The organism is Octadecabacter antarcticus 307 (genome assembly GCF_000155675.2).
GTDB lineage: Bacteria > Pseudomonadota > Alphaproteobacteria > Rhodobacterales > Rhodobacteraceae > Octadecabacter > Octadecabacter antarcticus.
Genome location: NC_020911.1, coordinates 3,063,124 through 3,087,473, shown reverse-complemented (window position 1 = coordinate 3,087,473; position 24,350 = coordinate 3,063,124). Strand labels below are relative to the sequence as shown.

Annotated in this window: 26 protein-coding genes and 2 pseudogenes; 20 read left to right on the top strand and 8 right to left on the bottom strand. The window is 51.2% G+C overall.

Annotated elements, in window-relative coordinates; translation table 11 throughout:
* Positions 1–244: 244 nt before the first annotated feature.
* The 3 genes and pseudogenes from OAN307_RS15765 to OAN307_RS26675 all read left to right on the top strand — a co-directional run bounded on the left by OAN307_RS15765 (position 245) and on the right by OAN307_RS26675 (position 3,237).
* Positions 245–847 (top strand): hypothetical protein, encoded by a 603-nt coding sequence (locus tag OAN307_RS15765; protein ID WP_015500624.1) that lies wholly within the window; start codon positions 245–247, stop codon positions 845–847.
* A 517-nt stretch (positions 848–1,364) separates the two neighbouring features.
* Positions 1,365–2,162: an SDR family NAD(P)-dependent oxidoreductase gene (locus OAN307_RS15760; protein ID WP_015500622.1), complete on the top strand. Its 798-nt coding sequence runs from the start codon at positions 1,365–1,367 to the stop codon at positions 2,160–2,162.
* 104 nt (positions 2,163–2,266) lie between these two features.
* A pseudogene (locus OAN307_RS26675) lies at positions 2,267–3,237 on the top strand (IS5 family transposase).
* A 64-nt stretch (positions 3,238–3,301) separates the two neighbouring features.
* Here OAN307_RS26675 and OAN307_RS15750 read toward each other — a convergent pair.
* The 5 genes and pseudogenes from OAN307_RS15750 to OAN307_RS26670 form a co-directional block, all read right to left on the bottom strand.
* Complete coding sequence (locus OAN307_RS15750; RefSeq protein WP_051068027.1) at positions 3,302–4,198, bottom strand: response regulator; 897 nt, start codon at positions 4,196–4,198, stop codon at positions 3,302–3,304.
* Positions 4,161–5,582: an FAD-binding oxidoreductase gene (locus tag OAN307_RS15745; RefSeq protein WP_015500619.1), complete on the bottom strand. Its 1,422-nt coding sequence runs from the start codon at positions 5,580–5,582 to the stop codon at positions 4,161–4,163. Before OAN307_RS15745 ends, OAN307_RS15750 begins: the two co-directional genes overlap by 38 nt.
* Before the next feature lie 269 nt (positions 5,583–5,851).
* Positions 5,852–6,244 carry a lactoylglutathione lyase gene (gene gloA, locus OAN307_RS15740; RefSeq protein WP_015500618.1) on the bottom strand — a complete coding sequence of 131 codons (393 nt, stop codon included), beginning with the start codon at positions 6,242–6,244 and terminating at the stop codon, positions 5,852–5,854.
* 43 nt (positions 6,245–6,287) lie between these two features.
* The gene (locus OAN307_RS15735; RefSeq protein ID WP_015500617.1) at positions 6,288–6,944 is read right to left on the bottom strand and encodes a GntR family transcriptional regulator; all 657 of its coding nucleotides are present in this window, start codon (positions 6,942–6,944) and stop codon (positions 6,288–6,290) included.
* 499 nt (positions 6,945–7,443) lie between these two features.
* Positions 7,444–7,898: pseudogene (locus OAN307_RS26670) on the bottom strand (transposase); the annotation flags it as partial.
* Between OAN307_RS26670 and OAN307_RS31360 the strand changes: the two are divergent.
* From OAN307_RS31360 to OAN307_RS15715, 4 genes are all read left to right on the top strand, one after another.
* Positions 7,875–8,171 (top strand): transposase, encoded by a 297-nt coding sequence (locus tag OAN307_RS31360; RefSeq protein WP_083903035.1) that lies wholly within the window; start codon positions 7,875–7,877, stop codon positions 8,169–8,171. The pseudogene OAN307_RS26670 and the gene OAN307_RS31360 sit on opposite strands and share 24 nt — an antisense overlap.
* Positions 8,168–8,890: an IS3 family transposase gene (locus OAN307_RS15725; protein ID WP_015500615.1), complete on the top strand. Its 723-nt coding sequence runs from the start codon at positions 8,168–8,170 to the stop codon at positions 8,888–8,890. Before OAN307_RS31360 ends, OAN307_RS15725 begins: the two co-directional genes overlap by 4 nt.
* A gap of 26 nt (positions 8,891–8,916) precedes the next feature.
* Positions 8,917–9,144, top strand: a complete 228-nt coding sequence (locus tag OAN307_RS28165; protein WP_051068026.1) for an IS3 family transposase — start codon at positions 8,917–8,919, stop codon at positions 9,142–9,144.
* Positions 9,145–9,300: 156 nt separating this feature from the next.
* The gene (locus OAN307_RS15715) at positions 9,301–9,477 is read left to right on the top strand and encodes a hypothetical protein (protein WP_015500614.1); all 177 of its coding nucleotides are present in this window, start codon (positions 9,301–9,303) and stop codon (positions 9,475–9,477) included.
* A 270-nt stretch (positions 9,478–9,747) separates the two neighbouring features.
* On the opposite strand, the gene OAN307_RS15710 is transcribed toward OAN307_RS15715, so the two are convergent.
* Positions 9,748–10,644: an IS110 family RNA-guided transposase gene (locus tag OAN307_RS15710; protein ID WP_245540864.1), complete on the bottom strand. Its 897-nt coding sequence runs from the start codon at positions 10,642–10,644 to the stop codon at positions 9,748–9,750.
* Positions 10,645–11,167: 523 nt separating this feature from the next.
* Here OAN307_RS15710 and OAN307_RS28160 point away from each other — a divergent pair.
* Positions 11,168–11,545: an IS3 family transposase gene (locus OAN307_RS28160; protein ID WP_144055596.1), complete on the top strand. Its 378-nt coding sequence runs from the start codon at positions 11,168–11,170 to the stop codon at positions 11,543–11,545.
* Between the two features lie 77 nt (positions 11,546–11,622).
* Here the strand turns inward: OAN307_RS28160 and OAN307_RS15700 are convergent, their stop codons facing one another.
* The gene (locus OAN307_RS15700) at positions 11,623–12,276 is read right to left on the bottom strand and encodes a GntR family transcriptional regulator (RefSeq protein WP_044044834.1); all 654 of its coding nucleotides are present in this window, start codon (positions 12,274–12,276) and stop codon (positions 11,623–11,625) included.
* Positions 12,277–12,352: 76 nt separating this feature from the next.
* Here OAN307_RS15700 and OAN307_RS15695 point away from each other — a divergent pair, with 76 nt between their 5' ends.
* The 12 genes from OAN307_RS15695 (at position 12,353) to OAN307_RS15640 (ending at position 22,697) form a co-directional block, all read left to right on the top strand.
* Positions 12,353–13,240: an SMP-30/gluconolactonase/LRE family protein gene (locus tag OAN307_RS15695; RefSeq protein ID WP_015500611.1), complete on the top strand. Its 888-nt coding sequence runs from the start codon at positions 12,353–12,355 to the stop codon at positions 13,238–13,240.
* 23 nt (positions 13,241–13,263) lie between these two features.
* Positions 13,264–14,298, top strand: a complete 1,035-nt coding sequence (locus OAN307_RS15690) for a sugar ABC transporter substrate-binding protein (RefSeq protein ID WP_015500610.1) — start codon at positions 13,264–13,266, stop codon at positions 14,296–14,298.
* Between the two features lie 87 nt (positions 14,299–14,385).
* Positions 14,386–15,915, top strand: a complete 1,530-nt coding sequence (locus tag OAN307_RS15685) for a sugar ABC transporter ATP-binding protein (RefSeq protein WP_245540863.1) — start codon at positions 14,386–14,388, stop codon at positions 15,913–15,915.
* A complete protein-coding gene (locus OAN307_RS15680) occupies positions 15,912–16,895 on the top strand; it encodes an ABC transporter permease (RefSeq protein ID WP_015500608.1) in 984 nt (327 codons plus the stop codon). Before OAN307_RS15685 ends, OAN307_RS15680 begins: the two co-directional genes overlap by 4 nt.
* A gap of 1 nt (position 16,896) precedes the next feature.
* The gene (locus OAN307_RS15675) at positions 16,897–17,685 is read left to right on the top strand and encodes an SDR family NAD(P)-dependent oxidoreductase (RefSeq protein ID WP_015500607.1); all 789 of its coding nucleotides are present in this window, start codon (positions 16,897–16,899) and stop codon (positions 17,683–17,685) included.
* Positions 17,686–17,710: 25 nt separating this feature from the next.
* The gene (locus OAN307_RS15670; protein ID WP_015500606.1) at positions 17,711–18,205 is read left to right on the top strand and encodes a lactoylglutathione lyase family protein; all 495 of its coding nucleotides are present in this window, start codon (positions 17,711–17,713) and stop codon (positions 18,203–18,205) included.
* Positions 18,198–19,229: a C-terminal binding protein gene (locus OAN307_RS15665; protein WP_015500605.1), complete on the top strand. Its 1,032-nt coding sequence runs from the start codon at positions 18,198–18,200 to the stop codon at positions 19,227–19,229. The genes OAN307_RS15670 and OAN307_RS15665 overlap by 8 nt, the downstream gene beginning before the upstream one ends.
* Positions 19,230–19,241: 12 nt before the next feature.
* A complete protein-coding gene (locus OAN307_RS15660; protein WP_015500604.1) occupies positions 19,242–19,931 on the top strand; it encodes an RraA family protein in 690 nt (229 codons plus the stop codon).
* A complete protein-coding gene (locus tag OAN307_RS15655; protein ID WP_015500603.1) occupies positions 19,912–20,826 on the top strand; it encodes a 2-dehydro-3-deoxygalactonokinase in 915 nt (304 codons plus the stop codon). The genes OAN307_RS15660 and OAN307_RS15655 overlap by 20 nt, the downstream gene beginning before the upstream one ends.
* Positions 20,826–21,458: a 2-dehydro-3-deoxy-6-phosphogalactonate aldolase gene (locus tag OAN307_RS15650; protein ID WP_015500602.1), complete on the top strand. Its 633-nt coding sequence runs from the start codon at positions 20,826–20,828 to the stop codon at positions 21,456–21,458. Before OAN307_RS15655 ends, OAN307_RS15650 begins: the two co-directional genes overlap by 1 nt.
* Positions 21,455–22,159, top strand: coding sequence for an SDR family NAD(P)-dependent oxidoreductase (locus tag OAN307_RS15645; protein WP_015500601.1), 705 nt, complete (start codon positions 21,455–21,457; stop codon positions 22,157–22,159). The genes OAN307_RS15650 and OAN307_RS15645 overlap by 4 nt, the downstream gene beginning before the upstream one ends.
* A gap of 13 nt (positions 22,160–22,172) precedes the next feature.
* On the top strand, positions 22,173–22,697 hold the full coding sequence (locus OAN307_RS15640) for a 2,4'-dihydroxyacetophenone dioxygenase family protein (protein WP_015500600.1): 525 nt from the start codon (positions 22,173–22,175) through the stop codon (positions 22,695–22,697).
* Between the two features lie 480 nt (positions 22,698–23,177).
* Here the strand turns inward: OAN307_RS15640 and OAN307_RS15635 are convergent, their stop codons facing one another.
* On the bottom strand, positions 23,178–24,323 hold the full coding sequence (locus OAN307_RS15635; protein WP_015500599.1) for an alpha-hydroxy acid oxidase: 1,146 nt from the start codon (positions 24,321–24,323) through the stop codon (positions 23,178–23,180).
* Positions 24,324–24,350: the final 27 nt, after the last annotated feature.

The following is a 24,350-nucleotide window of genomic DNA, read 5'->3' as shown; positions in this document are numbered from 1 at the left end:
GATAAAAATTTTATAACGACAACTCTTGGGTAACTGAAATGTTGTTGTGGCGAGCGTAAATTTAATTGAATATCATGTTTAAAAGACTCTTCTTTGTGCTGTAATTACGTTAGTTTTGTATAAAATAATTACACCAGCTACGCTATGCTTGTGGTGCACAATCCCTCAGCTTTGCCTGACCTATTAAAAGGATTATTTATATGCAAACAGTAAGATGGTGAAATAAAAATGTCATGGAGGAAAAATGAATATCGGCACAAAATGTCTGTCAACCACCTCGTTATTCACGGCATTTATCACTGACTTAGCCCATACTGACCCAACGTTTGAGGTGCTCCACAATTGGACATTGGGAGCTAATGCGTTCGCAATAAGTACTTTTTCTGGTGTATTGCCAAATACCAGTGGAATTTGGATCAACCAGATGGTTGCTGGTGGCGACAACGCCATTAATGCCGTCATGAACACTCCCTTCATGGCTGCTGACCTGCCAAGAAAATCCGTTCTGGAATGCCTTGCCGTAACCCAACTGGTCAATAAGAAAGCGTTTTCAAACCTTAAAAATGTTACAACCAGAGGCAACTGGGATGAAATTCTGCTGCTGCTTCTTGTAGATACGATGAAGAAAGATGGCTCTTACTCAGCCTTATTGATGGACATTTACCGCGCTGGCTGGAAGTGGATTAACTCAGAGCCCTGGCCCAAGTTGACGTTGGAGTGCCTACTACATTGGGTGAGTCCTACACCCTTGCCGAAACACCTCGAGCCGTTTGTGTTACGCCTTTACAACATGGTGGTCAGCCTTGGCAGTATACCACCATTTTCAAGAATGACTTTGTGGATTTAGTCTGTCCAGACCTCTATTGTATTGCTTATTTCGGAGCTGACCCAGAAGTATTTGATAATGATATGAAAGTTAAAGCCTTTGATCAAATGCAAGGATGCATAGTTATGCCGACCTAAAGTTCAATAAAAGGGACTGGAACCTTGCAGCGTCTGAGGTAAAGCAACTGCTTCAAAGCCGGATTTCTGACAAGCTCTATGCCGAGATCAGAAATGTAGCGCATCTTTTTACGCTTGATCAGCCAACCGAAGCAATTGCACTGATTTAAGATTTTTTCAGAATGATTAGTTCTCTATCAAGCAAATCACGATAAGCACACGTCTCTCAAACCCATAAACAAAGGACAAAATATGCTCGTTATCCATGACAAAATTAAAGATAGTAGAACGCTCGATCAAGAACGGGGAGTTGTTGAAAACATGACTGATATTTTGGGCGGTGTTGGCTGTGTCGCCGTGAGCCCATACACATCATCATTAACGAAGTTAAAGAAGATAATTTTTATCGAATTGGGAAATTTTTGTGTGAAATTAAATATAACACGAAACCAGGGGGAATCGCAGTGACTGATCGTCTTAAGGGAAAGCTGATTATTATTACCGGCGCTGCAAGTAATATTGGGAAAGAGGCTGTCAGGGAGTTCGTTGCTGAGGGCGCGCGCGTGGTCATCGGTGATCGTGATAGTATGGGTGTCAAAACTGCCGAAGAATTTGGCAACTCTGTTCATTTTATCGAAGTCGATGTTCGCTCCGAAGACAGCGTTCGCAATTTAATTGAAAAGGGTGCAGAATGGTTGGGTGGGCTGGACGTCCTGGTGCAGAATGCAGGCCTTCAGTACTCTGGCGCCGTTACTGAGTTTGATGCCAAAAGTTGGGATGCACTTTTTGCAGTTAATTCACGGGCCCACTTTTTTGGTGCGAAATACGCAATTCCGCTGTTACGAAAGAATGGTGGCGGTTCGATTGTAAATATGTCATCTTTAGCAGGTAAGCGCGGTGGGCCAGGTATGACGGCCTATTCGGCGTCGAAAGGCGCTGTGATCGCCTTCACGACAGCATTAGCGATGGAACTTGCAGGTGACAACATCCGTGTCAACGCAATTTGTCCGGGCTGGGTCGATACGAATTTCAATAAACCAGCGATCAATTTCATGGGGGGCGCAGATTCACAATTTAACACCGTTAAATCCTCCGTACCTATGAAGCGTCAGGCCCAGTCCAGCGAAATTTCGCCTATGTTTGTCTACCTCGCGTCAGACGAGTCATCTTACATGACAGCGCAAGCCATCACAATTGATGGTGGCGTCTACAACTCCTGAGCTCAAATTAGATGAAACTTGAGTTGTCTCGTTGCGTTGGCTTTGTTGCACAAATCGTGCTCTGTAGGATTCACTGTATGAATCCAGTGTAGTAGCAAGCTGTTATGAGCAACTGGACACCGACGAAGTACAAGACCCGAAACTGGGCGGATTACAATTTTTCACTCAAACAACGAGGATCGTTATCGATCTGGTTTGATCCGCAGATGGTTTGGGAAGCGGACGCGTCTGGTCGAAGGGGGCGTCAGCAAACCTACAGTGATGCTGCCATTCAAGCTTGCCTAACCTTCAAAGTCTTGTTTGGTCTGCCCTTAAGGCAGACGACTGGGTTTGTAGAAAGCCTGCTGAAATTGGTTGGGCTGGATTGGGCGGTGCCGGACTTCAGCACATTGTGTCGGCGGCAAAGGACTTTGAACGTTGCTCTTCCATACCGAGGGTCAGCGGGGCCGCTGCACCTTCTGATCCCCTCTCATCGAAACTATGTTTCGACTGCCGGGCAGTGGACAGCACAGGCATCAAAGCGGAGGGTGAAGGTGAGTGGAATGCGCGTAAGCATGGCGGGTCAAAACGCCGCCTCTGGCGCAAGATACATATCGGGATCGATGAGAAAACACTGGAAATAAGTGCAATCGAGGCAACCAGCAGCAGCATTGGTGATGCGCCTGTGCTCCCTGATTTGCTCAACCAGATCCCACCAGACGAAGAGATCGGGAGTGTTACAGCGGACGGTGCATACGATACGCGCAAATGCCACGATGCGATTGCGGCACGCAATGCCCATGCAGTTATCCCGCCGCGCAAAAACGCCAAACTTTGGAAGCCTGACACGCCCGGTGCGAGGGCGCGAAACGAAGCAGTTCGATCCTCAAAGTATCTAGGAAGGGCATTGTGGCGGCAGCTGTCTGGATATCATCGCCGAAGCCGCGTTGAGACCAAAATGCATTGTGTGAAATTACTCGGCCAACGTCTCTCTGCACGAGACTTCGACCGGCAAGTTGCGGAGATCCAAATCCGTGCCGCGATCCTAAATGGCTTCACCGCCCTTGGCATACCCCAAACAGAAGCTGTAGGCTGAATCCGTCTGGGGTAAGGGTAAGCACGTCTTCAAGACGATTTGTGCAACAAAGCCCAACAGAGCCCTAAACTGGGACAAGACCATATTGGCTTTCCGTCACTTCAAGGTCGAACATATACCCGGTTCCCCGAACTGTTTTAATAAAATTGCCACCGCCAACTCGTGGTCCGAGTTTACTGCGCAATCTGCTGACATGAAGATCGATTGACCGGTCAAAAGCTTCCAGCTCGTGACCACGCAACAGTTCAGAAAGCGTGTTGCGATCAATGGCTTCAGACGGTCTATGAACAAAAATTTTCAATAATTCAAATTCAGTCCGACTGAGGTGAACAAGAACATTTTCGGATGCTCGCAGTTCGCGGCGTCTTGTGTCAAATTGGAAGCTACTAAACGAAAAGATCGTTGATATGTTTGTCTGGGACATGCTGAAATTGGAGTTGTTGCGTCGTGAAACTGCACGCATCCGAGCGAGCAGCTCGCATGGATTAAATGGGTTAACCACATAGTCATCGGCACCGGCTTCAAGCCCGACAATAATGTTGGTTTCGCCATCGAGAGCAGTCATAAGCACTGTCGGTACGTTTGATTGAGATTTCAATTCGCTACACAACGTGTTTTCGTTTGTCCCTGGCATCAAGGCGTCCAGAATGACAAAATCTATTTTTTCGCTTTCAAGTGCCTGCCACATCTCGTTGCCAGAAGACCCAGTCGATACCTTGATGCCGTGACTTTCGAAAAAGCCTTTCAGAAAGCTCACGATCTTTGCGTCGTCATCAATAATAAGCAGGTGCTTCATAGTATATTTCATAGTAACACTTTTCTGTTTTTCGAGCTTCAGGAGCAAAACTCCAAACGTTACTGGTGTGACCACTACCGCAGCGCCAAGGGAAGTCATTGGTGTGTCGTGGAAGTTGAAACCGAGATCAGAGGTCGAAAATTCTTCCTTTGCTAAGGCGTTCATCCGGATCAAAAATGCGCTTGATCTGCTTAAACAAGTCCAGCGTTATGGGATCGATCCGTTGCAGAAACGCGCTTTTTTTTGAACGGCCTATGCCATGCTCCGCGCTTATACTTCCGCCGAACCGGTCTACTGCAGCGAAAATTAGATATTCTGCCTGCACAAAAAGTGCCTTACGCTGTTCCATTGACCAGTCAGTGGGTGGTATGACGTTCAAGTGGATATTGCCGTCACCGACATGGCCGTAGGTAATCGGTCGTCCGTTTGGGAGCAGATTGGCCAGCGAACTTAATGCGTCATCCAGAAACGCTGGAATAGACTTGATCGGGACCGAAACGTCTGTGCGGTAGTAAGCACCACCGGCGCTCTGGCCCGCTACCATCGTTTCGCGATATGCCCAAAGGCCCATCGCTTGCGCCTTACTCATGGCAATCACACCATCAAGAATCAAGTCCCCAGCGTCCTCTAGACAACTTTCCAAGACACCACGAAGACTGATGCCGTTGCCCGCGGCAAGTTCCATTAGAATGTAGACAGGGCATGGGTTTTCGAGAGGATCTTTGAGGTCAGATTTGGTAGCAAAAGCAAGCTCCATGCCTGGCCGAAGGATTATTTCAAAAGCTGATAACAGGTCTGTGCAGTTGCGGCGCGCCTTGGCATAAAACGCCATCGCGTCCTCTACTGAGGCGCATCCGATCAGCGCTGTCTCGACCTGCGTTGGTTTGGGGAACAGTTTAAGCGCCACGGCAGTAATGATGCCCAGCGTCCCTTCCGCTCCGATAAATATTTGCTTTAGATCATAGCCGCGATTGTCTTTTCGCAAGGTCTTTAGCCCATTCCAGATACGTCCGTCAGGAAGGACGACCTCAAGGCCGAGGACTAGATCCCGCGTCATTCCATAACGCAGCACGTTGTACCCACCAGCGTTTGTAGAGACATTGCCACCAATGCTGCACGTCCCTTGTGATCCAAACGTTATCGGTAGCTGGCAGTCCTGCTCATCCGCCGCGAGCTTGGCTGTTTCCAGAACGCATCCAGCCTCAAGGACCATGGAAAACCCAACCTTATCGATCGATCTAATCGCATTCATACGGTCCAAAAGGATGACCAGTTCAGGTGCCTCGAAACTTGAGATTGCTCCACCGACGAGGCCGGTTAGTCCTCCTTGTGGTACGACGTTGACATCTAACTCGTGACATCTTACCAAAACATGTGAAAGTTCCGTAGCAGAACGCGGGCGCGCAATCGCAAGAGGCAATCCAAAATAGGTTCCAGTTTCATCATTTGCGTAGGATCTCAATAAGTCGGGTTCAGTGATATAGAGGTCGGTCGCGAACCCGTTGCGAAGTGCAGCTACGACATCTGAGGAAGTTTGTGCAGGTGTCATTTTTGAGTATCCTTATGTGCTGTTCTGTTAGTTTTGGATCGTCCGGCCACGTCAAAGATATCAAAGCGCCAGTGGACCAACCACTGCCGTGGACAGGAATATCTGTAGCCATTTCGGGATTGACAGAAACCTCGTGAGTGAGGGATCGCACCCCTTTTTTCAGCTTTGGTATGCTACAAGCAGAACTCATTGTATCATGCTCTAATATCTTGTGTTATGTTTTGGAGCAGAGAAGTCACGTTGATCGCATGTATGCAGGATCGTCTTTATCAATCGGGCTGTACCAGTTCGATCATATAGCCGTCGGGATCTTTGAGAAACGCGATCTCTGTTGTACCGTGCAACATTGGACCTGGCTCGCGGGTGAAGACCGCGCCGCCCTTTTTCAATAAATCTACTGTCGCGTGGATATCCGCCGTTTCCAATGCGATGTGACCATAGGCGGTGCCGATCTCATATTCGTTATCTCCGTAATTATATGTCAGCTCGATCAAAGTGTTGGACTTTTCCTCTCCATATCCAACAAAAGCGAGCGTGAAGCCGCCGTCAGGAAAATCGTCCTTTTTGATTAACTGCATACCCAGAAAGTCAGTATAAAATGCGATTGACGCGTCAAGGTCGCGGACCCGCAGCATTGTGTGCATCAAGCGAAGTTCAGTCATTGTTATTTCCTTTTTTAGATTTGCCGTAGGGAACGGATATCTATCAGCCACCAACAACAGCGTTGTAATAAACGCGAGAGTTTTCGATGTGGAGACGTAGAACCTCATTTAGAGACTTGAGATCGCCCAACTTAACTAGATTGCAGATTTCAATGTGTTCATTCATCGAGGCCTCAATTTGTGGTTCAATTTTCGCAAAGTGATGACGAAGGGCGGCGAATGTTGAAGAGACCTGCGCTTCAAAGGTCGATAGCAGCAACGGGGATTGCGCTGCTTGGAACAGTGCTAGGTGGAAATCGGTGTCCAGTTTTTGATATTTGTCCTGTTGGCCCTGCTTCAAGGCGTTGGTCATCAGTAAACAGATATTACTCAAACGGGCGTGGCAGTCGCTTTGGGCCGTTTGAAGTGCAAGGTGGACGGCCTCTAGTTCAAGCGCTGTCCGCAGATGACACAGCGATGTTAATTGCTGTGTCTCGAGCTTGAAAACATAGGTACCTGATTGCGCACGAATATCAATTAGGCCTTCGGTTTGCAGACGCCTGAAAGCCGCTCGGATTGGGGCTTTAGTGACGCCATAAATTTGCGATAACAGTTTTTCTGAAAGCTTCTCACCGAGTTGATATGTGCCATTTACTATGTCGCTACGCAGGCGGTCCGTAACAATCTCTGAAATCTGCTTAGGCCTTTCAATCATGGTCATAGTGCTTCCCCGCTTACTTACTCGACACAAGTTGCGCAGCCCGCCCACAAATAAAGACCATCGCGTTGACTGACGGCCTCCTGCCTATAACCTTTTTATTCAATGCCGCAGGCTGACGGGGTTGTAGGTGTTGCTTGGCTGTGGGTTTTTGAAACCACATGAACTTTTCGGCTCGGAGCCGTTCTTCAAAGCTGGTGTTCATCCAAATCAAGGTTTTTTGCCCCTAACGCTAGCTGCTAGCATCTCTTCTATAGCCCCAGCATAAGCTAACTGATCCGCCAAAAGTGACCCCAAAGATCCTCCGCTGACAAAGGTGAAGTAGTAAGTCATGTTTTTCTCCCAAGTACATTAATGCCCATTTAAAAGGTAACATGTTAGTTTGTCAATCGGTTATTTTGAGAATTATAATGCTTGTATTACTGATCTGAGACTTACTTTCGAACCGGGCTTTGTTGCACAAATCAGCTTGAGCTCATGCTTCCCCTTACCCGAGACTGACTTAGCCTACAGCGACTATTCTGGGAATGCCAAGTGAGGTGAACCCGTTAAGGGTCGCAGCACGGATTGGATTTCCGCGACCTGCCGATCGAAGTCACGCGCTGAGAGGCGTTGACCAAGCAGTTTCACACAACGCATTTTCGTCTCAACGCGGCTTCGGCGGTGATAACCAGGCAACTGATGCCACAACGCACGCCCTAGATATTTTGAGGATCAGACAGCTTCGTTTCACGCCCTCACACCGGGCGTATCAGGACTCCACGGTTTGGCGTTTTTACGCGGTGGATTGACGGCATGGGCATTGCGAGCCGCAATAGTATCGTGGCATTTGCGTGTATCGTATGCACTGTCCGCTGTGACGCTCCGGATTGAACCACGTCCCTGTTCCCGGACATTGGGGTACTTTACCCCTGTCCGTGAAAGGGGCACCAACTGGGACAACAGCGACGGAAGTACACAGACGATTATAAGGCAGCGGCAGTTGAGCGACTGTACGAGCCTGGGGCGACGCAAGGCAGCGTTGCCAAGGAGCTCGGAATCACTGGTACACAGCTAAAGACGTGGCGGCTTGAGATCGAGGCATTTGGCTCAGTTGAAGCTAAACGGCGTCAGCAAGCCGACGCGGCTGAATTGGTTCGCCTTCGCAAAGACAACAAGCGGCTTGCTGAGGAAGTGGAGATTTTGCACAAAGCATCCGCTTTTTTCGCGACGCGGGCGGTGAAACCATGACGAACAAGCGCGCTTTCGTCACTGCCCATAAAACTCAATATGCGGTTTTAATATTATGCCGTCTTCTGGAGATATCCCGAGGCTGGTTCTACGGATTTCCGGCCAGTCAGCCTGCACGTGATCAACGTCGAGCTGATCGTGACGCGCGGGATCAGGAGTTGCTGCCCAAGATCAGAGCCTTCTTCAGAGTCAGTAAGAAATGTTACGGATCAAAGCGTATTCATCCATTGCCGACAGGTGAATGGAACATTCACCGAGAGGGGGATCTTCTAGCGGCTGATGAGATCGTTTCTGAACGACGCGTGGCCAGAATAATGAAGGAGAACAAGGTATCTCCACTTCTGTGCAAGCGTAGAAAGCCAATCACGACGGACAGCAATCACAAGCTGAAGCCTTTCCCAAATCTGTTGGAACAGAAGTTCCACAGCCAGACACCTAATACGGTTTGGCTGGCCGACATCACCTATATCGACACGGACGAAGGCTGGCTTTATCTGGCTGGCGTGAAGGACATGGCCACGCGTGAGATCGTCGGCTGGGCGATGGAGGATCACATGCGCGCTGAGCTTTGCTGCGCTGCCCTCGAGATGGCTCTGGGACGCAGAGGCCCTGTTCCGGGGTTGATACACCACTCCCCCTCTCGGGATCATGCTTCGCATAACCCTGCCGGGCAGTGGATAGGGGCAGCCAATATGCTGGTGGGGACTATCGCAAACTGATCAAAAAGGCGGAGCTTACCCAGTCCATGAGCCGCAAGGGCGAGTGCCTCGACAATGCGCCTATGGAAAGCTTTTTTGCCTCACTGAAAAAGGAACTGGTGCACCGTCAGCGCTTCAAAACACGTGCCCAGGCCAAGGCTGCTATCTTTGAATACATCGAGGTCTTCTATAACCGCCAGCGTCGCCATTCTGGCGTCGGATATCAAACGCCGCAACAGGCCTTCAATAATATGACTTGGGAAATGGCCGCATAGGGTCAATAACTAAACTGTCCGGTTTAAGGGGCGAAGTTCAGTGCACCGAATGGGACAGCAGCGGCGGAAGTATACAGACGATTATAAGGCGGCGGCAGTTAGCCTGGGGCGACGCAAGGCAACGTTGCCAAGGAGCTCGGAATCACGGGTACGCAGTTGAAGACGTGGCGGCTTGAGATAGAGGCATTTGGCTCAGTTGAGGCCAAACGGCGTCAGCAAGCCGATGCGGCTGAATTGGTCCGCCTTCGCAAAGACAACAAGCGGCTTGCTAAGGACGTGGAGATTTTGCACAAAGCAGCCGCTTTTTTCCCAATGCGGGCGGTGAAACCATGACGAACAAGCGCGCTTTCGCCACTGCCCATAAAGCCCAATACGCGGTTTCAATATTATGCTGCCTCCTGGAGATCTCGCCGGGGTGGCTTTACGGATTTCCAACCAGTCAGCCTGCACGTGATCAACGTCGAACTGATCGTGACGCGCGGGATCAGGAGTTGCTGCCCAAGATCAGAGCCTTCTTCAGAGTCAGTATGAAATGCTACGGATCAAAGCGTATTCATCCACTGCCGGCAGGTGAATGAAACATTCACTGAGTATCCGTATTGGTCAAGCTGGATATTCGCCCCATTTTCGCTGATCCTGCAGAAGGGCATTTGCGGTGACAATCAGCTTTCGCATAACGGCTGTGATCGCCAGCTTCTTGCATTTCCCGGCCGATATCAGCTGTTCGTATTTTGCTTTCATGTCTGGATTGAAGCGTGTATCAACAATATCCGGCAAATAGATAGCGCGCCTGACGCTGGCACGATCGCCCTGGATGCGTTCCTTGCCTTGCCACTTTCCCGATTGCCTCGATATAGTTGCAAGGCCCGCCAGCGCCGCTGCTTGCTTGCCACTCAAATGTCCGAGTTCGGGCCTTTCGGTTAGGATCGCACAGGCTGTTATCTTTGCGATGCCCGGAATGCTTGTAAGAATTTCGGTGCGTACAGCGAGATCTTTGTCTGCCGCAACGATGGTATCGATTGCCTCGGTAACTTGCGACAAGTCACGTTCGATCTGTTTTAGACGTCGTTTGATCTGCTGGGAAAGCATCCTGTGCGTCGTCGCGGTAAGTCGTGCTTTTGCTGCAGTTCGGTCTTTGATCAATGCAAGCCTGGCAGTCGCCAACTGCTTGAGATCATGAAGTGTTTCGCTTTTGGGTTGGTCCGCTCTCAATTCCAGAAGTGCGCCCATTTTAGCTAATAGCGCAGCGTCCACCCGGTCCGTTTTAGCCAGCTGGCCAGTCCCTTCGCAGAACCGGCGGGCCTGACGCGGATTGACCCGTGCAAAGCTGATCCCGTTTTGAGCCAAGCCCGTTTCGATGCACCTGTGATAAATGCCTTTTGCTTCAAAAATGACGCGGGAAACTTCTGTTTTTCTCGCCCGAAATGCGAGTGCCTTAGCGCCAGCTTTGTCATTGCAAAACTGCCTGTGCTCTCGCGAGGACAACCAATAAGCGTCCAATGTGTCTTTCGAAATGTCGATCCCAATGGTATCTTCCATGTGTCTCTTCCTAACCTTGTCTTGTCATGTGGGCCCAAAGCCCAAGTATCCGTTCAGGTTTCAAAAAAAGACGGAGGTGACCTTACTCAGCGACGGTCCACAACGACCAAGAGGGGAACGATCCAACCTCCGCCGCTGCCTGACATAAATGACGTGCCGGGCAGCTGTTCCAGCTTCGCATAGGAACTGCCAAAATCATAAGACAAGAGGGGGATCTTCTAGCGGCTGATGAGATCGTTTCTGAACGACGCGTGGCCAGAATAATGAAGGAGAACAAGGTATTTACACTTCTGCGCGAGCGTAGAAAGCCAATTACGACGGACAGCAACCATAAGCTGAAGCCTTCCCCAAATCTGCTTGAACAGAAGTTTCACAGTCAGATACCAAATACGGTTTGGCTGGCTGACATCACCTATATCGACACGGACGAGGGCTGGCTTTATCTGGCTGGCGTGAGATCGTCGGCTGGGCGATGGAAGATTAAATGCGCGCTGAGCTTTGCTGCGCCGCCCTCGAGATGGCTCTGGGACGCAGAGGCCCTGTTCCGGGGTTGATACACCACTCCGATAGGGGCAGCCAATATGCTGGTGGGGACTATCGCAAACTGATTAAAAAAGTGCAGCTCACTCAATCCATGAGCCGCAAGGGCGAGTGCCTCGACAATGCGCCGATGGAGAGTTTCTTTGTTTCACTGAAAAAGGAATTGGTGCATCGTCAGCGGTTTAAAAGGCGAGCTCAAGCCAAGGTTGCAATCTTTGAATGCATCGAAGTCTTCTATAACCGCCAGCGTCGCCATTCCGGTGTCGGACATCAAACGCCACAACAGGCCTTCAATAATATGACTTGGAAAATGGCCGTATAGGGTCAATAACTAAACTGTCCGGTTTCATGGATGAAGTTCAGCTCTAACGAGGGCATGAACCCGCACAAAAAACGATATTAAAGTACTGGGAACGATGAGGCATAGGTCTGACGCGTCCGGTCAATATGTTCTGCCAACAGACGTTTGATTTCCGACATATTGCTGTTCTGAACCGCGTCTGCGAGGTTAATATGTTCGTCGAAAGAAAGTTTGGTGTGCTGCGGGAGCGCTGACAAATGGGTGCGCAAGGCTGCAATTTTCCCGACGTAACGATCATAGCTGGCCGACAGATAATCGTTTTCGCAATTGCGAAAAATAGCTTGGTGGAATGCGGTGTCGAGCGAAAGGTACTTAGCCTCATTTCCAGATTTTCGCGCCGCGTCCATGTCTTTCACGATCCGTTTCATGTCCTTGGAAAGGGCCTTCTGATTGCGTTTAAGGGCGATTTCGAACGCTGCTACTTCAATTGCCTGCCGAAAATCGCAGATTTGGTTGACTTCATGTTCCGTCAAGGTGAACACGCGCGCTCCTTTTTGGGGCTCAATCGTCACTAGACCTTCGTCGCGCAACTGGGCGAGAGCCTCACGCACGGGCGATTTTGAAACGCCAAGTTCGTCCGAAATTCTGCGTTCTGAGAGGGCCTGACCCATCTTTAGTTCGCCACCGACGATCCTGTTTCGCAGATGTTCCAGTGCGAGTTCTCTAAGCGACTTGGGTCGGGTGAGTGCCATGTTGTCCAATTTTTTTTGTTGCAAGGCCATAGTATCTGATATATCACGAATTGCAAGCTGGTATATCAGATATCAGATGATTCCTACACGGGAGGGTAAGTTGACCTGCGCTGAACTCATCTTTGATTGTAAAAACAAGCATGGTGAAGGCATTTTTTGGAATGCCATTGATGGTTTGGTTTGGTGGACAGATATTGAGGGCCGCACGTTGTGGTCGTTTGATCCGGTGACATCGCGAGGCCAGCCCTATCCAATGGAAGATCGGGTTTGCTGTTTTGCACCACGCGCATCTGGTGGGTTGATTGTCGCCTTTGCCGACCGAATTTCCCTGCTTGACTTGGACAACGGTACAGAAGAAAAAATCTGTGATTTTGAACCGGACAATCTGGAGACACGAACAAACGACGGGCGTACTGATAGGCTGGGCCGTTTCGTCGTGGGGGGCATGAATGAGGTCTCTGGGGCGGCGAATTCGTCTGTTATCCGGATCGACGGTGATCTGAAGGTCGAAACGCTGTTAGAAGGTGTCGCCTGTGCCAATTCCATCTGTTTCACAGCGGACGGCAAGACGATGTACTTTGCTGACACGCCAGAGCGTGAAATCCTCGCATTTGACTATGATTCGAAGCTGTCGGGACGACGCGTTTTGACCTCTTTTGAGGGTGAGCCTGGATTGCCGGATGGGTCCAGCGTGGATGCAGAAGGCGGCGTCTGGAATGCAGAATGGGAGGGCAGACGCGTTGTGCGCGTCAACCCTGAAGGACACATCGACACCGTCATCGACATGCCTGTCTGGAAGCCGACTTGCTGTGCATTCGGTGGGCCGAACCTCGACACACTTTTTATAACGACATCATGTTTGATGAGCAACGAAGCCACGCTCAAACGTGAACCAAATTCGGGTGGGCTGTTTGCGGTCAAACCCGGCTTCAACGGGTTACAGGACATTCCGTTCTGCAGCTGAAATCAACGGTCTGGGAGGACACAATGATCAACTATCTCAAATCCACAACAATTATCGCGGTGATTGCTGTTTCGGCCAACACGGCGTTCGCCGAAGATTATCCGACGCCAGTGCCAATGATGGACGGCGCTCAGGCGCTGATCGAATTGATCACACCTAGAAATGACACATTCCGGATTGCGTACATGCCACCAGCCACGGAATTCAATTATTACATCGCTATAGGCGAAGGCATTAAAACTGTCGCAGAGGAGCAAGGCGCTGAGGTTTTCATGCTTGCCCCGCAAAGCGGCGCAGACATCAACGGACAGATGGGAATGATCCAAGATGTGCTGACGCAAGAAGTTGACGCCATCATCTTTGGAACCCATGACGAATTTGCGGCTGCACCGCTGATCGAAAGGGCGGTAGATCAGGGCATTGCTGTCTTTATGATCAACTCGGACATCCCGAACTTCCCAACCCCGATCCACGGTGTTGTTGGCTATTCGCAACGAAATGGGACCCACAAAATCGCCGATTGGGCGATCGAAACCTATGGCGATGAACCAGTGAGAGTTGGTATCATCGAAGGCCAACCCGGTTACCACTCGACAGAGCGTGTTGGTGGATTTCTTGACGGAATTGAAGGCAATGAAAATTTTGATGTCGTTGTTTCAATTTCTGGAGGTTGGAACGTCGAAGGGGGGAATACTGCCGGCATGGATATTTTGCAGTCCCACCCCGATCTCGATGTCATCTTTGCGGCAAATGACTACATGATCATCGGTGCGTCTTTCGCAGCCAAAGCCCTTGGACTCAAAGATATTGCATTGCTCGGAAACGATGGCGACACTTCTGGACTTGAAGAAATTGCAGCCGGTAACGTTACCGCAACTGTAAACACATCACCCTATCTGATGGGGCAGGCTGCAATGCACGCAACGCTGGACGCTCTCGAGGGCACCTATCCGGGTGGCTGGATCGAAACGCCGACATCCATCGAAGACAGAGACGGCGCAATCACTGTGTTGCAAGAGCCTGAAAAGCTCTTTCCGCAGCCTTCTCGCGATTACTGATACCCTCCCCGTTTCGCGGTGGCGCACGTCAGTGCCGCCGCGGGGCGAGAGACGAATTCCATGCACCCTTCAACCAGCGAGATGACCATGATGAGTGATACTGCTCCCCTTTGGGAATTTGCCGACATCAGCAAAGGCTACCCTGGCGTTCTTGCGAACGACAAGGTGTGCATCAAGCTGATGACAGGCTCAATCCATGGTTTGTTGGGGGAAAACGGTTGTGGCAAGTCGACAATGATCAAGACGCTCTCCGGTGTTCAGCAACCCGACAGCGGTAAGATATTTCACAAAGGTGATGAAGTCCGAATATCTGGCCCGCTTGCGGCGCGGGACATGGGCATCGCAACTGTATTTCAAGAGTTTTCAATTGTGCCCACCTTGTCCGTGGGGGAGAACATTTTTCTGGGGAACATACCACGTTCGCGTTTCGGTGTGATTGATTGGCAAAAGATCAATTCAGAATCCGCACGGGTCCTCAAAGAAATGGACGTAGACATTCATCCCGAAGCGATCACAGGTGATCTTTCTGTGGGTGAGCAACAGTTGGTTGAGATTGCCAAAGCGATCGCGATGGACGCCAGCATGATTATTTTGGATGAACCGACGGCGGCCTTGGGCGAGGACGAGATCGAACAGCTGCACCAACTTTTGCGAAACATGCGCAGCCGAGGGACGGCAATCCTCTACGTCTCTCACCGTCTTGATGAAGTTGAGCGGATCGTCGACGAGGTCACGATCCTGCGTGGTGGGCAAGTTGTCAGTGCCGCCGGTGAGACGAAAATCAACGTAAGCGAAATCGTAAACGCGATGGTCGGTGGCGACGTTGGTGAGCACTATCCCAAAGAAAACAATGCGATTAATGAAGTTGTCTTGCGCGCCACGGGTTTGAAAACCAAGTCAGGCGTTGCGGAGGCGACTTTTGATCTCAAACGTGGTGAAGTCCTTGGGCTTGGCGGGGTTTTGGGCAGTGGCCGCACGCAGATCGCTCGTGCCCTTTTCGGCGTAGACGCATTGACAGGCGGTTCGATTGAACTCAACGGCGCACCGGTCCGTTTCAAGAATGAGATGGCCGCAATCCGAGCAGGGATCGCATTGGTTCCCGAAAACCGCAAAACGGACGGGCTGTTCTTCAACTTCAAGGCCAGCGGTAACATCACCGCGGCCTCGCTTGGCGAAATCTCAAGACGGGGTTTCCTTGATCTTGCGGCGGAAGCGGCGGGCACAGCCCGTTTGATGGAAGAACTCGAAATTTCGCCGCAGGCAGAGGCCAAAACGGTCAACTTCTTGTCCGGTGGCAATCAACAAAAGATAGTCATCGCCCGCTGGCTGTTTTCTGACGCGCAAATTCTGATTTTGGACGAACCCACGCAGGGCATCGATATTGGCGCAAAGATCGCCGTCTACAAACTGATGAATGCCCTTACGCGAGCCGGAAAATCCATCGTTCTGATCAGTTCTGATCATGACGAGCTGCTAGCGATGAGCGACCGCGTTGCAATTGTTCACCATGGGGCAATCAGACAGGTCGTGGATGCAAAAGAATTGTCGCACGACGATTTGGTGCGCGCTTCGGTCTCCCACAACACACATGAATACAAAGGGCAGGTGGCTTTATGAAACGTATTTTTAATGCGCAGTTGATTGGTCCGTTTGCGGCGATGGCCATCGTGGCTCTGATTGTCGCGCTGACGACTGATAGGTTCCTGAGCCCCGGAAATCTGTCAAACCTGTTCTTGCAAGTCAGCATCGTGGCTTTGATCGCCATCGGTGCCACCATCGTAATTTTTGCTGCCGGCATTGATTTGAGTTCAGGCTCGATGATCGCGTTGTTAACAATGATACTGGCTCAGATGCTCAAATTCATGGGGCTACCTTTGATGATGGCTTTGCCTCTTGTTTTGATCGTTGGTGGTGTCTTGGGTCTAGGTTTGGGGATCATCACAGCCTACGGGCGGATACCCTCATTTATAACGACGCTCGCCGCACTTATTGCATTTCGAGGCTTGGCTCTGACCTTCAATAACGGCTCACCGATCTTTTCGTTAGATCCAGGTTTGGAACCCATCTTCTATGGCAAATTGGCCGGTATTCCATTGCCGTTCTTTTACTTAATCACGTTCTATGGGTTGGCCGCGTTCATGATGAACTTCACGAAGCTCGGTCGCGAGATCTATGCCGTAGGCGGCAATCCTGCAGCGGCAGTACTGACAGGCATTAACGTTCGGAAAGTGCAGGCCATAACTTTTGCCATCGCAGGTTTCATGACCGCCGTCGGTGCCGTCTTGATGTCAGCACGGCTGAATTCCGGCTCGCCGAACTACGGTCAGACGATTGAATTACAAGCCATTGCGGCGGCTGTTGTTGGTGGCGCAAGCCTTGCCGGCGGGCGCGGAAACGTCCTGGCTACATTTATGGGCGCGATGACAATCGTGATTGTGCAGAACGGGCTAAATTTGAACGCCGCGCCCTCCTCGGTACAGAGCATTGTGCTTGGTCTAATCATCCTGCTGGCTGTGGGAATTGATATGTGGAGGTCCGAACTTTCGGCCCTTTTGCCGTCCGCATTTAGAAAAAACGCGAGAGATAAAGGAAGCTAGGATGGATCTTGGATTGAAGGACAAGCTCGTTTTGGTGACTGGTTCTGTCTCAGGCATAGGTAAAGCGACAGCCAAAACCTTCCTAGAGGAGGGCGCAAAAGTCATCGTTCACGGTTTGACCGAGAAAGAAGTCGACAGATGCATCGTAGACCTTTCACCGTTTGGCGACGTTGTGGGCAAGGCGGGTGACTTAACAGATCCCGACCACGCCATCGACCTTTGCGACTTTGCCCAAAGCCAAGGAGACGTTGATATTCTGGTCAACAATGTGGGTGTTTTCTCTGTTAAGGCATTTGAAGACCTGACTGATGCCGACTGGATGCAGTATTTTGACATCAACGTCCTAAGCGCCGTGCGTGTTTCTCGGGCCATTCTACCTGCAATGCTCAAACGCGGCACCGGTTCAATTGTGAACCTAGCCAGCGAAGCGGGTGTAAAACCGTTGCCGCAGATGATCCATTATTCCGTCACCAAAACGGCGATGCTTGGGTTGTCCCGTGGCATGGCCGAACTGACGAAAGGGACCGGCGTACGTGTGAATTCCGTGCTTCCCGGACCTACATGGACAGCAGGTGTGGAGGCCTATTTCGATGGATTGGCCACGCAAAAAGGCGAGCCATTGGCCGAGCTCATAGAAAATTACTTCCAATCAGACGAACCGACTTCGCTCATCCAGCGCTTTGTGCAGGTTGACGAAGTTGCCAAGGCCATCGTCACCGTCGCCACCAACCAAGCCATGAACGGCGGTGCTCACAAAGTCGAAGGCGGCATCATCCGCAATATTCTCTAAGTTAAAACAACAAAGGAGCCTATCAATGGCCGCACTTACATTCTCTCATATTGGCATCACCGTTCCAGATCTGGACAAGGCGGTTGAATTCTACTCAAAAGCCTTCGGACTTTACGTCATCATGGGCTCAACAGAGGTCCAGCATGACGATAGTGCCATCGGACAAATGTGTGACGACGTTTTCGGCGAGGGCTGGGGATCGTTTCGGATCGCGCACTTGTCGATGGGTGATGGAACAGGAATCGAACTGTTTGAATTCCCGAACACAGAAGAAGAAGAACGCCCATTCGAATACTGGCGCCGTGGTTTGTTTCACTTCTGCGTGCAGGACGAAGACGTTGAAGGGCGCATCAAGATCATCGAAAGCCTTGGTGGCAAGCAGCGCATGAGCCAAGTCCGCAAATATTATCCTGATGAAAAACCCTACCGCATGGTCTACATGGAAGACCCGTTCGGCAATATCTTTGAACTCTACAGCCATTCTTATGAGCTGACGTATTCGGCAGGCGCTTATGTCTGATCCGAAACTTGGCCCACCAAGGGCAGATCGCCCCAAGGTCGTGATCACCGATTACGACTTTGGAGACGTCAATGTAGAGCGCGGCATTCTCGAAGCGGCGGGTGCAGAGGTTATCGCGCTCCAAAGCAAGAACGAAGATGATCTTGTTGTAGCCGCTGCCGATTGCGCTGCGATGATCAATCAATATACCCGCATAGGTGCTAAAACGATTGGTGCGATGAAGAAATGTGAAGTGATCGCGCGATACGGCGTTGGCGTCGACATTGTCGATGTGAAGACGGCCACGCAAAAGGGCATTCTTGTCACAAACGTGCAGGATTATTGCACAGAGGAGGTCGCGGATCACGCGATCTCTCTTTGGTTGACGTTGGCGCGCAAGCTGCCGGATTATGATCGTGCGACCCACAAAGGCATCTGGAAGTGGCAAAGTGGCCAACCAATTAACCGCTTACGTGGTCGCACGATGGGCGTTGTTTCATTTGGCAAGATCGGTCAGGCAATTGCGACGCGCGCACAAGCCTTTGGCGTTAATATCATTGCCTTTGATCCGTTTTTACCCGCAGAGGTCGCCACCCAACACGGGGCTGAACTGGTGTCCAAAGAAGACCTTTTGGCACGTTCGGACTACATCTTGATGCAAGCTCCTATGACGCCAGAAACGCGGCACTTTCTGTCGGATGCTGAATTTGCAGCCATGAAACCGGGGGTAATTCTAGTCAACACAGGACGCGGGCCAACCGTCGACAACAAAGCGCTTTATCGCGCTTTGACTGATGGGCACCTCGCCTCAGCCGGTCTGGATGACCCCGAAGAAGAGCCGGCGAAGCGGTCCAATTGGACCCCAGTTGACAACCCAATCTTTACTTTGCCCAACGTCATCGTGACACCGCACGCCGCCTACTATTCTGAAGAATCCATCATGGCGGCACGGGTTACGGCTGCAATGCAAGTGGCCAAAGTCCTAACTGGAGTGTCGCCAGATTATCCCATCAATGCAGACGCATTGGCCGAAAAAACATCATAACAGGAGGCGAAAATGCCAGAAGCCCTTAACGACCTAAGAGTTTTCAACGATTTCGAACGTAACCCAGACCTGCTCGCGAAATTCGACAAAGTAATCCAGGCCTATTCAGCCGCAGCGATTTTTGCTGATGTACAGTATCGCACTGGGGTTATGGACAGCGGTATCAAGCCAGCGTTCCGGTCCAAAATCACCGGACAAGCGGTTACGGTACAGCTGTCCAAAGGCGACTTGGTTGATCCTCTGCGTGCGCTAGAAATGAGCCAACCAAACGATGTGATTGTTGTCGATGCAGGTGGAGATCTGAACACATCAGTCTGCGGCGGACTTATGGGCGGCTTGGCCCAAAACCGAGGCATCCGCGGGATGATCGTTGACGGGGCAGGGCGCGACACAGACGAGCTTGAGGATATTAACTGGCCCATCTGGACACGCGCTATTACGCCGCGTGGCACGCACACGATGTTCTCTGGCCGCAAAGAAGAACTATCGATCAACGTGCCAATTGCCTGCGGTGGCGTGGTCGTAAACCCCGGTGATTTCATCGTTGCCGACCTAATGGGCGTCGTTGTTGTTCCATTGGAAATTGCTGAAGGGGTCGTCAAACTTGCCCAAGAACAGGCTGACCGCGAAGAAGAAACGCGCAAATGGGTGGCCAATGGTAAGACAATTGAGGATCTTTTGAATGAATTTGGCCGCATCTGAACCGGTTCTTATCGGCATCGACTGGGGCACTTCATCGCTCCGCGCCTTTCTTATCGGCGCGGGCGGGGAGGTCTTGGACCAAGTCTCAAAGCCTGAAGGAATTATGCACATCAAGAATGGTGATTTTGAGGGGTCATTCAGGGACCTGATCGGGCCATGGGGGGCTGCCCTTGGCTTGCCGGTTATCGCATCGGGCATGATCACCAGCCGTAACGGTTGGATTGAAACACCGTATGTGTCGGTTCCGTCAGGCGTTCAGGACCTTGCTAACGCGCTTGTGACGCACCGCATGTCGGACGGGACGGAGGTGACTTTTGTCACTGGCATGACGACTGATCACGGCGGCACGCCTGACGTGATGCGTGGCGAGGAGACACAGATCATTGGTGCGTCAGCGCTCGGCATGTCGGATGGTATATTCGTGTTGCCCGGCACCCACAGCAAGTGGGTCACAGTATGCGACAATTGTATTGAAAACTATTCTACCTTTATGACCGGTGAGGTTTTCGCAGCACTTCGTCAGCATACCATTCTTGCTACCTTGATCGAAGATGGGCCGTTTCATGAAGGCGCGTTTCGCATGGGTTGCGCCGCGGGAGTGGCAGAAGGAGGCAAGCTTTTGCATGACCTTTTTGGGGTCCGCACTTTGCCTCTTTTTGGCAAAATCACCAACAGCATGGTTGAGGATTATCTTTCCGGCCTGCTGATTGGTGCCGAAATTAAAGGGACTGATGACGCCTTGATCGGTGGGCCAGTCATAATTGTGGGGTGCGATGATCTGGCGGATCGTTACGAAATTGCTTTAAACGCGGCAGGTTTGAAAACCAAACGCGCACCCGATGATATTGTCGCGAAGGGTCATTTTCTAATCGCACAAGCGGCGGGGCTTTTGTAATGATGCAATTTGACAGGGCACTGAAGAAAAATCCACTTATTGCAATTTTGCGCGGGCTGGAACCCGATCGCGCGCTTGATGTGGCGGGCGTCTTGATGGACGCGGGTTTCCGGATCATCGAGGTGCCACTGAACTCCCCAGATCCTTTCACTTCGATTGACCGTATCTCGCGGAAATTTGGCAATGACGTCGTCGTTGGCGCTGGCACTGTTCTGACCGTTGACGATGTATCTGCCGTCCGGGATGCGGGTGGGCAAATCATTGTTGCACCCAATATGAACCCGAAGGTGGGTGCACGGGCAGGTGTGCTGGGCATGAAATGGTGTCCGGGTGTTCTCACTCCGACGGAAGCGTTTGCAGCGTTGGAATTGGGCGCGTCGGTCCTCAAGATATTTCCGGCCGAATTGGCTCCGCCAAAGGCTATTTCTGCAATGCGAGCGGTCCTCCCCAAAGAGGCGATTGTCGCGGTCGTTGGGGGCATCACCCCAGAAACAATGGGCGAATACCGACAGGCTGGTGCTGACAGTTTCGGTTTGGGGTCTGCCCTTTTTAAACAGTCATATGAACTGTCAGAGTTAAAGTCGCGCGCCGAGGCGTTCGTCAAAGAATTCGAAAAAGGATCGAGCCGATGAAACAAACAGTTGTGGTCACTGGTGGCACAAGCGGCATCGGCGCGGGAGTGGCCGAAGTTCTTAATACTGCGGGCTATCACGTCATCGCCGCGACTGTATCACAAGGCGAAATTGACTTTTTTTCAGGGTCCTCCAAGATTGAGACCTGCCTGATGGACGTAACGGAAGGTGCATCGGTGGATGCGCTGTTCAACCGTCTTGGTGGGCTTGCTGGACTTGTGAATTGCGCGGGCATTTTGGTGCGCAACGATGAATACGACATCGATGTTTTTCAAAAGGTGCTTGATGTGAACCTGACTGGAACGATGAGGTGCTGTCTTGCTGCGCAGCCCCTGTTGGCGAAATCTAGCGGTGCGATTGTGAATACTGCGTCGATGCTCAGCACTTTTGGGGGGCCTCTGGTCCCCGCTTATTCCGCGTCCAAGGGGGGGGTTGTGCAGTTGACCAAGGCCCTAGCTGGCAAATGGGCGGCAGATGGCATTCGCGTCAATGCAATCGCCCCGGGCTGGATCGAAACCGAAATGACTCAAGGGCTGCGCGATTCACCCGAGCGAGAAGCTGCCATTTTTAGCCGTACACCACTGCGCCGCTGGGGCAAAGCCAGTGAGGTTGGCGCCTTGGTGAAATGGCTACTGTCTGACGAATCAAGTTTTGTAACCGCATCTGTCTATCCCGTCGACGGCGGATACTTGGCAATGTAAGAGGAGGCCCAGGATGGTCGATAAGAATAACTACGACGAACGCACACCGTATCAGCTGCCTTTCCCGGCGGACGCGCAGCAAGAGATCGTCATACCCCACGCAATTCCCGAAGATGAACGTCATTGGGTCCCTCAAGCCGATAATGTATGGTTCCGCCCACTGTGTCTTAATCGTTCGCAAGGGTACTGGATGAACCTGTTGCGCGTGCGTAAATCAGGCGTGCTGTCACGGCATCGCCATCCTCAGCCTGTGCATGGTTTCGTTTTAAAGGGACGATGGCATTATCTTGAACATGATTGGATGGCCGAAGAAGGTAGCTATGTATATGAGCCTCCCGGCGAGACACATACGCTGGTGGTACCTGAGGGCGTTGAAGAGATGATCACCTATTTTCAGGTTAACGGAGTGATGTGTTACGTTGACCCATGGGGTGAGATTTTGGGTTATGAGGACGTGTTCAGCAAGATTGATGCATGCAAAAAGCACTATGAAGAGGTTGGCTTGGGAGCTGATTTCGTTCAACAATTTATTCGGTAAAGGAAATAGTGTCTTGTGGCCTGAAAGACCAAAATTAGTCTTGGCTTGGGATTGTTTGCGGACCTAATTTTTTTACAACTCTTGCAAACGCATACCCAAACTTCTGGGCAATGGTCATGTCGGTCAAAAGTTGATTGACCTTTGCCATGCGAAACACGGTATACGTTGGGACATCAAAGAGACGAACATGACAATCGGGTTCTCACCAGAAGATGGAGCCGAAGCGAAACGGACTCCTATAATTCCATTAGAGAGCCGATTGAGGAAGGCACTTCGCATCTATCTTCCCGAGTGTTTCGTGCGTAGGTATCCAGATGGGTGGCCGTGCGACCTCCCATTTTCAAATAGGTCTGTTTCGACAAAACGGCCAAAGATAAATTCGTAGACAGCACCCTACAAAATGGTGTGGAATACGCCGATGGAGTAATTAATGTCTGACGCCGTTCCCCTCCGAACTGGTCGTGATCGCTTGCGTGATCATCAGTCGTTCAACAGAAGATATTCAGCCAATCGGTTGATGTTCTCGACACCAAGTTGGCTCATGTTGGCCTCGATGTCGGCCTTCAAAATGTGTATTAGGTGGTCGATACCGCGTGCGCCGAAGGCTGCAACGGAGAACTGAAAGGCGCGTCCAACCATGACGAAGTCTGCGCCCTTGGCCAACGCACGCATGATGTCCATTCCCCAGGCCACACCGGAATCGTAGATGAGCGGAACATCTGGACCAACGGCTTCTCGGATTTTCGGAAGCTGTTCAATGACGGCCGGTCCGGCTTCGAATTGACGCCCAGAATGGTTTGAAACCCAAATACAATCCACACCTTCAGCTGCCATTCGTGCAGCATCTTCTGGCCGCAGAACGCCTTTCACGACCAGATGGCCATCCCATTCCTGACGGAGCTCCTGCAGATATTGCCAGTCTGGGATGCCGCGTATTAAAGCGCCAGCATGCGTGAAGCTTTCCCGGCCACGTTGAGGGACATAGTCGTCGAAGAATCGCATCCTTGGCATGATGCCTTCCCGCAGGTGCGCAAGACACCATGAAGGACATTGAGCCATTTCAACGATTGTACGAAGGTCAGCTTTGGGAGGAACGGTCAGATTGGCGCGCCTTTGACGCTCACGCCTGCTTTCTTCGGGTACGTCCACGGTGATTATAAGCGTGTGAAATCCCGCCGCCTTGATCCGAGGCAACATTGTTCTGCGCAATTCTGCGGACTTCACAGGGTAGTGTTGAAACCACCCGTTGTTGCCGATGTGGGGGGCAACATCTTCGGGCGATGCGACCGCAACACTAGACAGTGAAAACGGAATGTTATGCGCAACAGCTGCTTGCGCGAGCATGCGTTCGGCACCGGCCCACATCATGCCAGACATGCCTATCGGCGCGATCCCGAACGGCAGATCATATTTCTGCCCGAGCAAAGTGGTCTGAAGGTCAGCTTTGGTGCGACCACATAACACGCTGGGCATAAACCCGATTGCGTCGAGAGCGTCACGATTTGTCTTCAGCCCCAGCTCCCTACCTGTCGCACTATCAAGGTACTCGAAGGCGAACTTTGGAATGCGTCTGCGTGCGGCCTGCCTTAAGTCTTCTATCGATGGGTGAGACAAGTCGAGATCCATCCGGGTCCTCCAATTCTGTTGCACTTC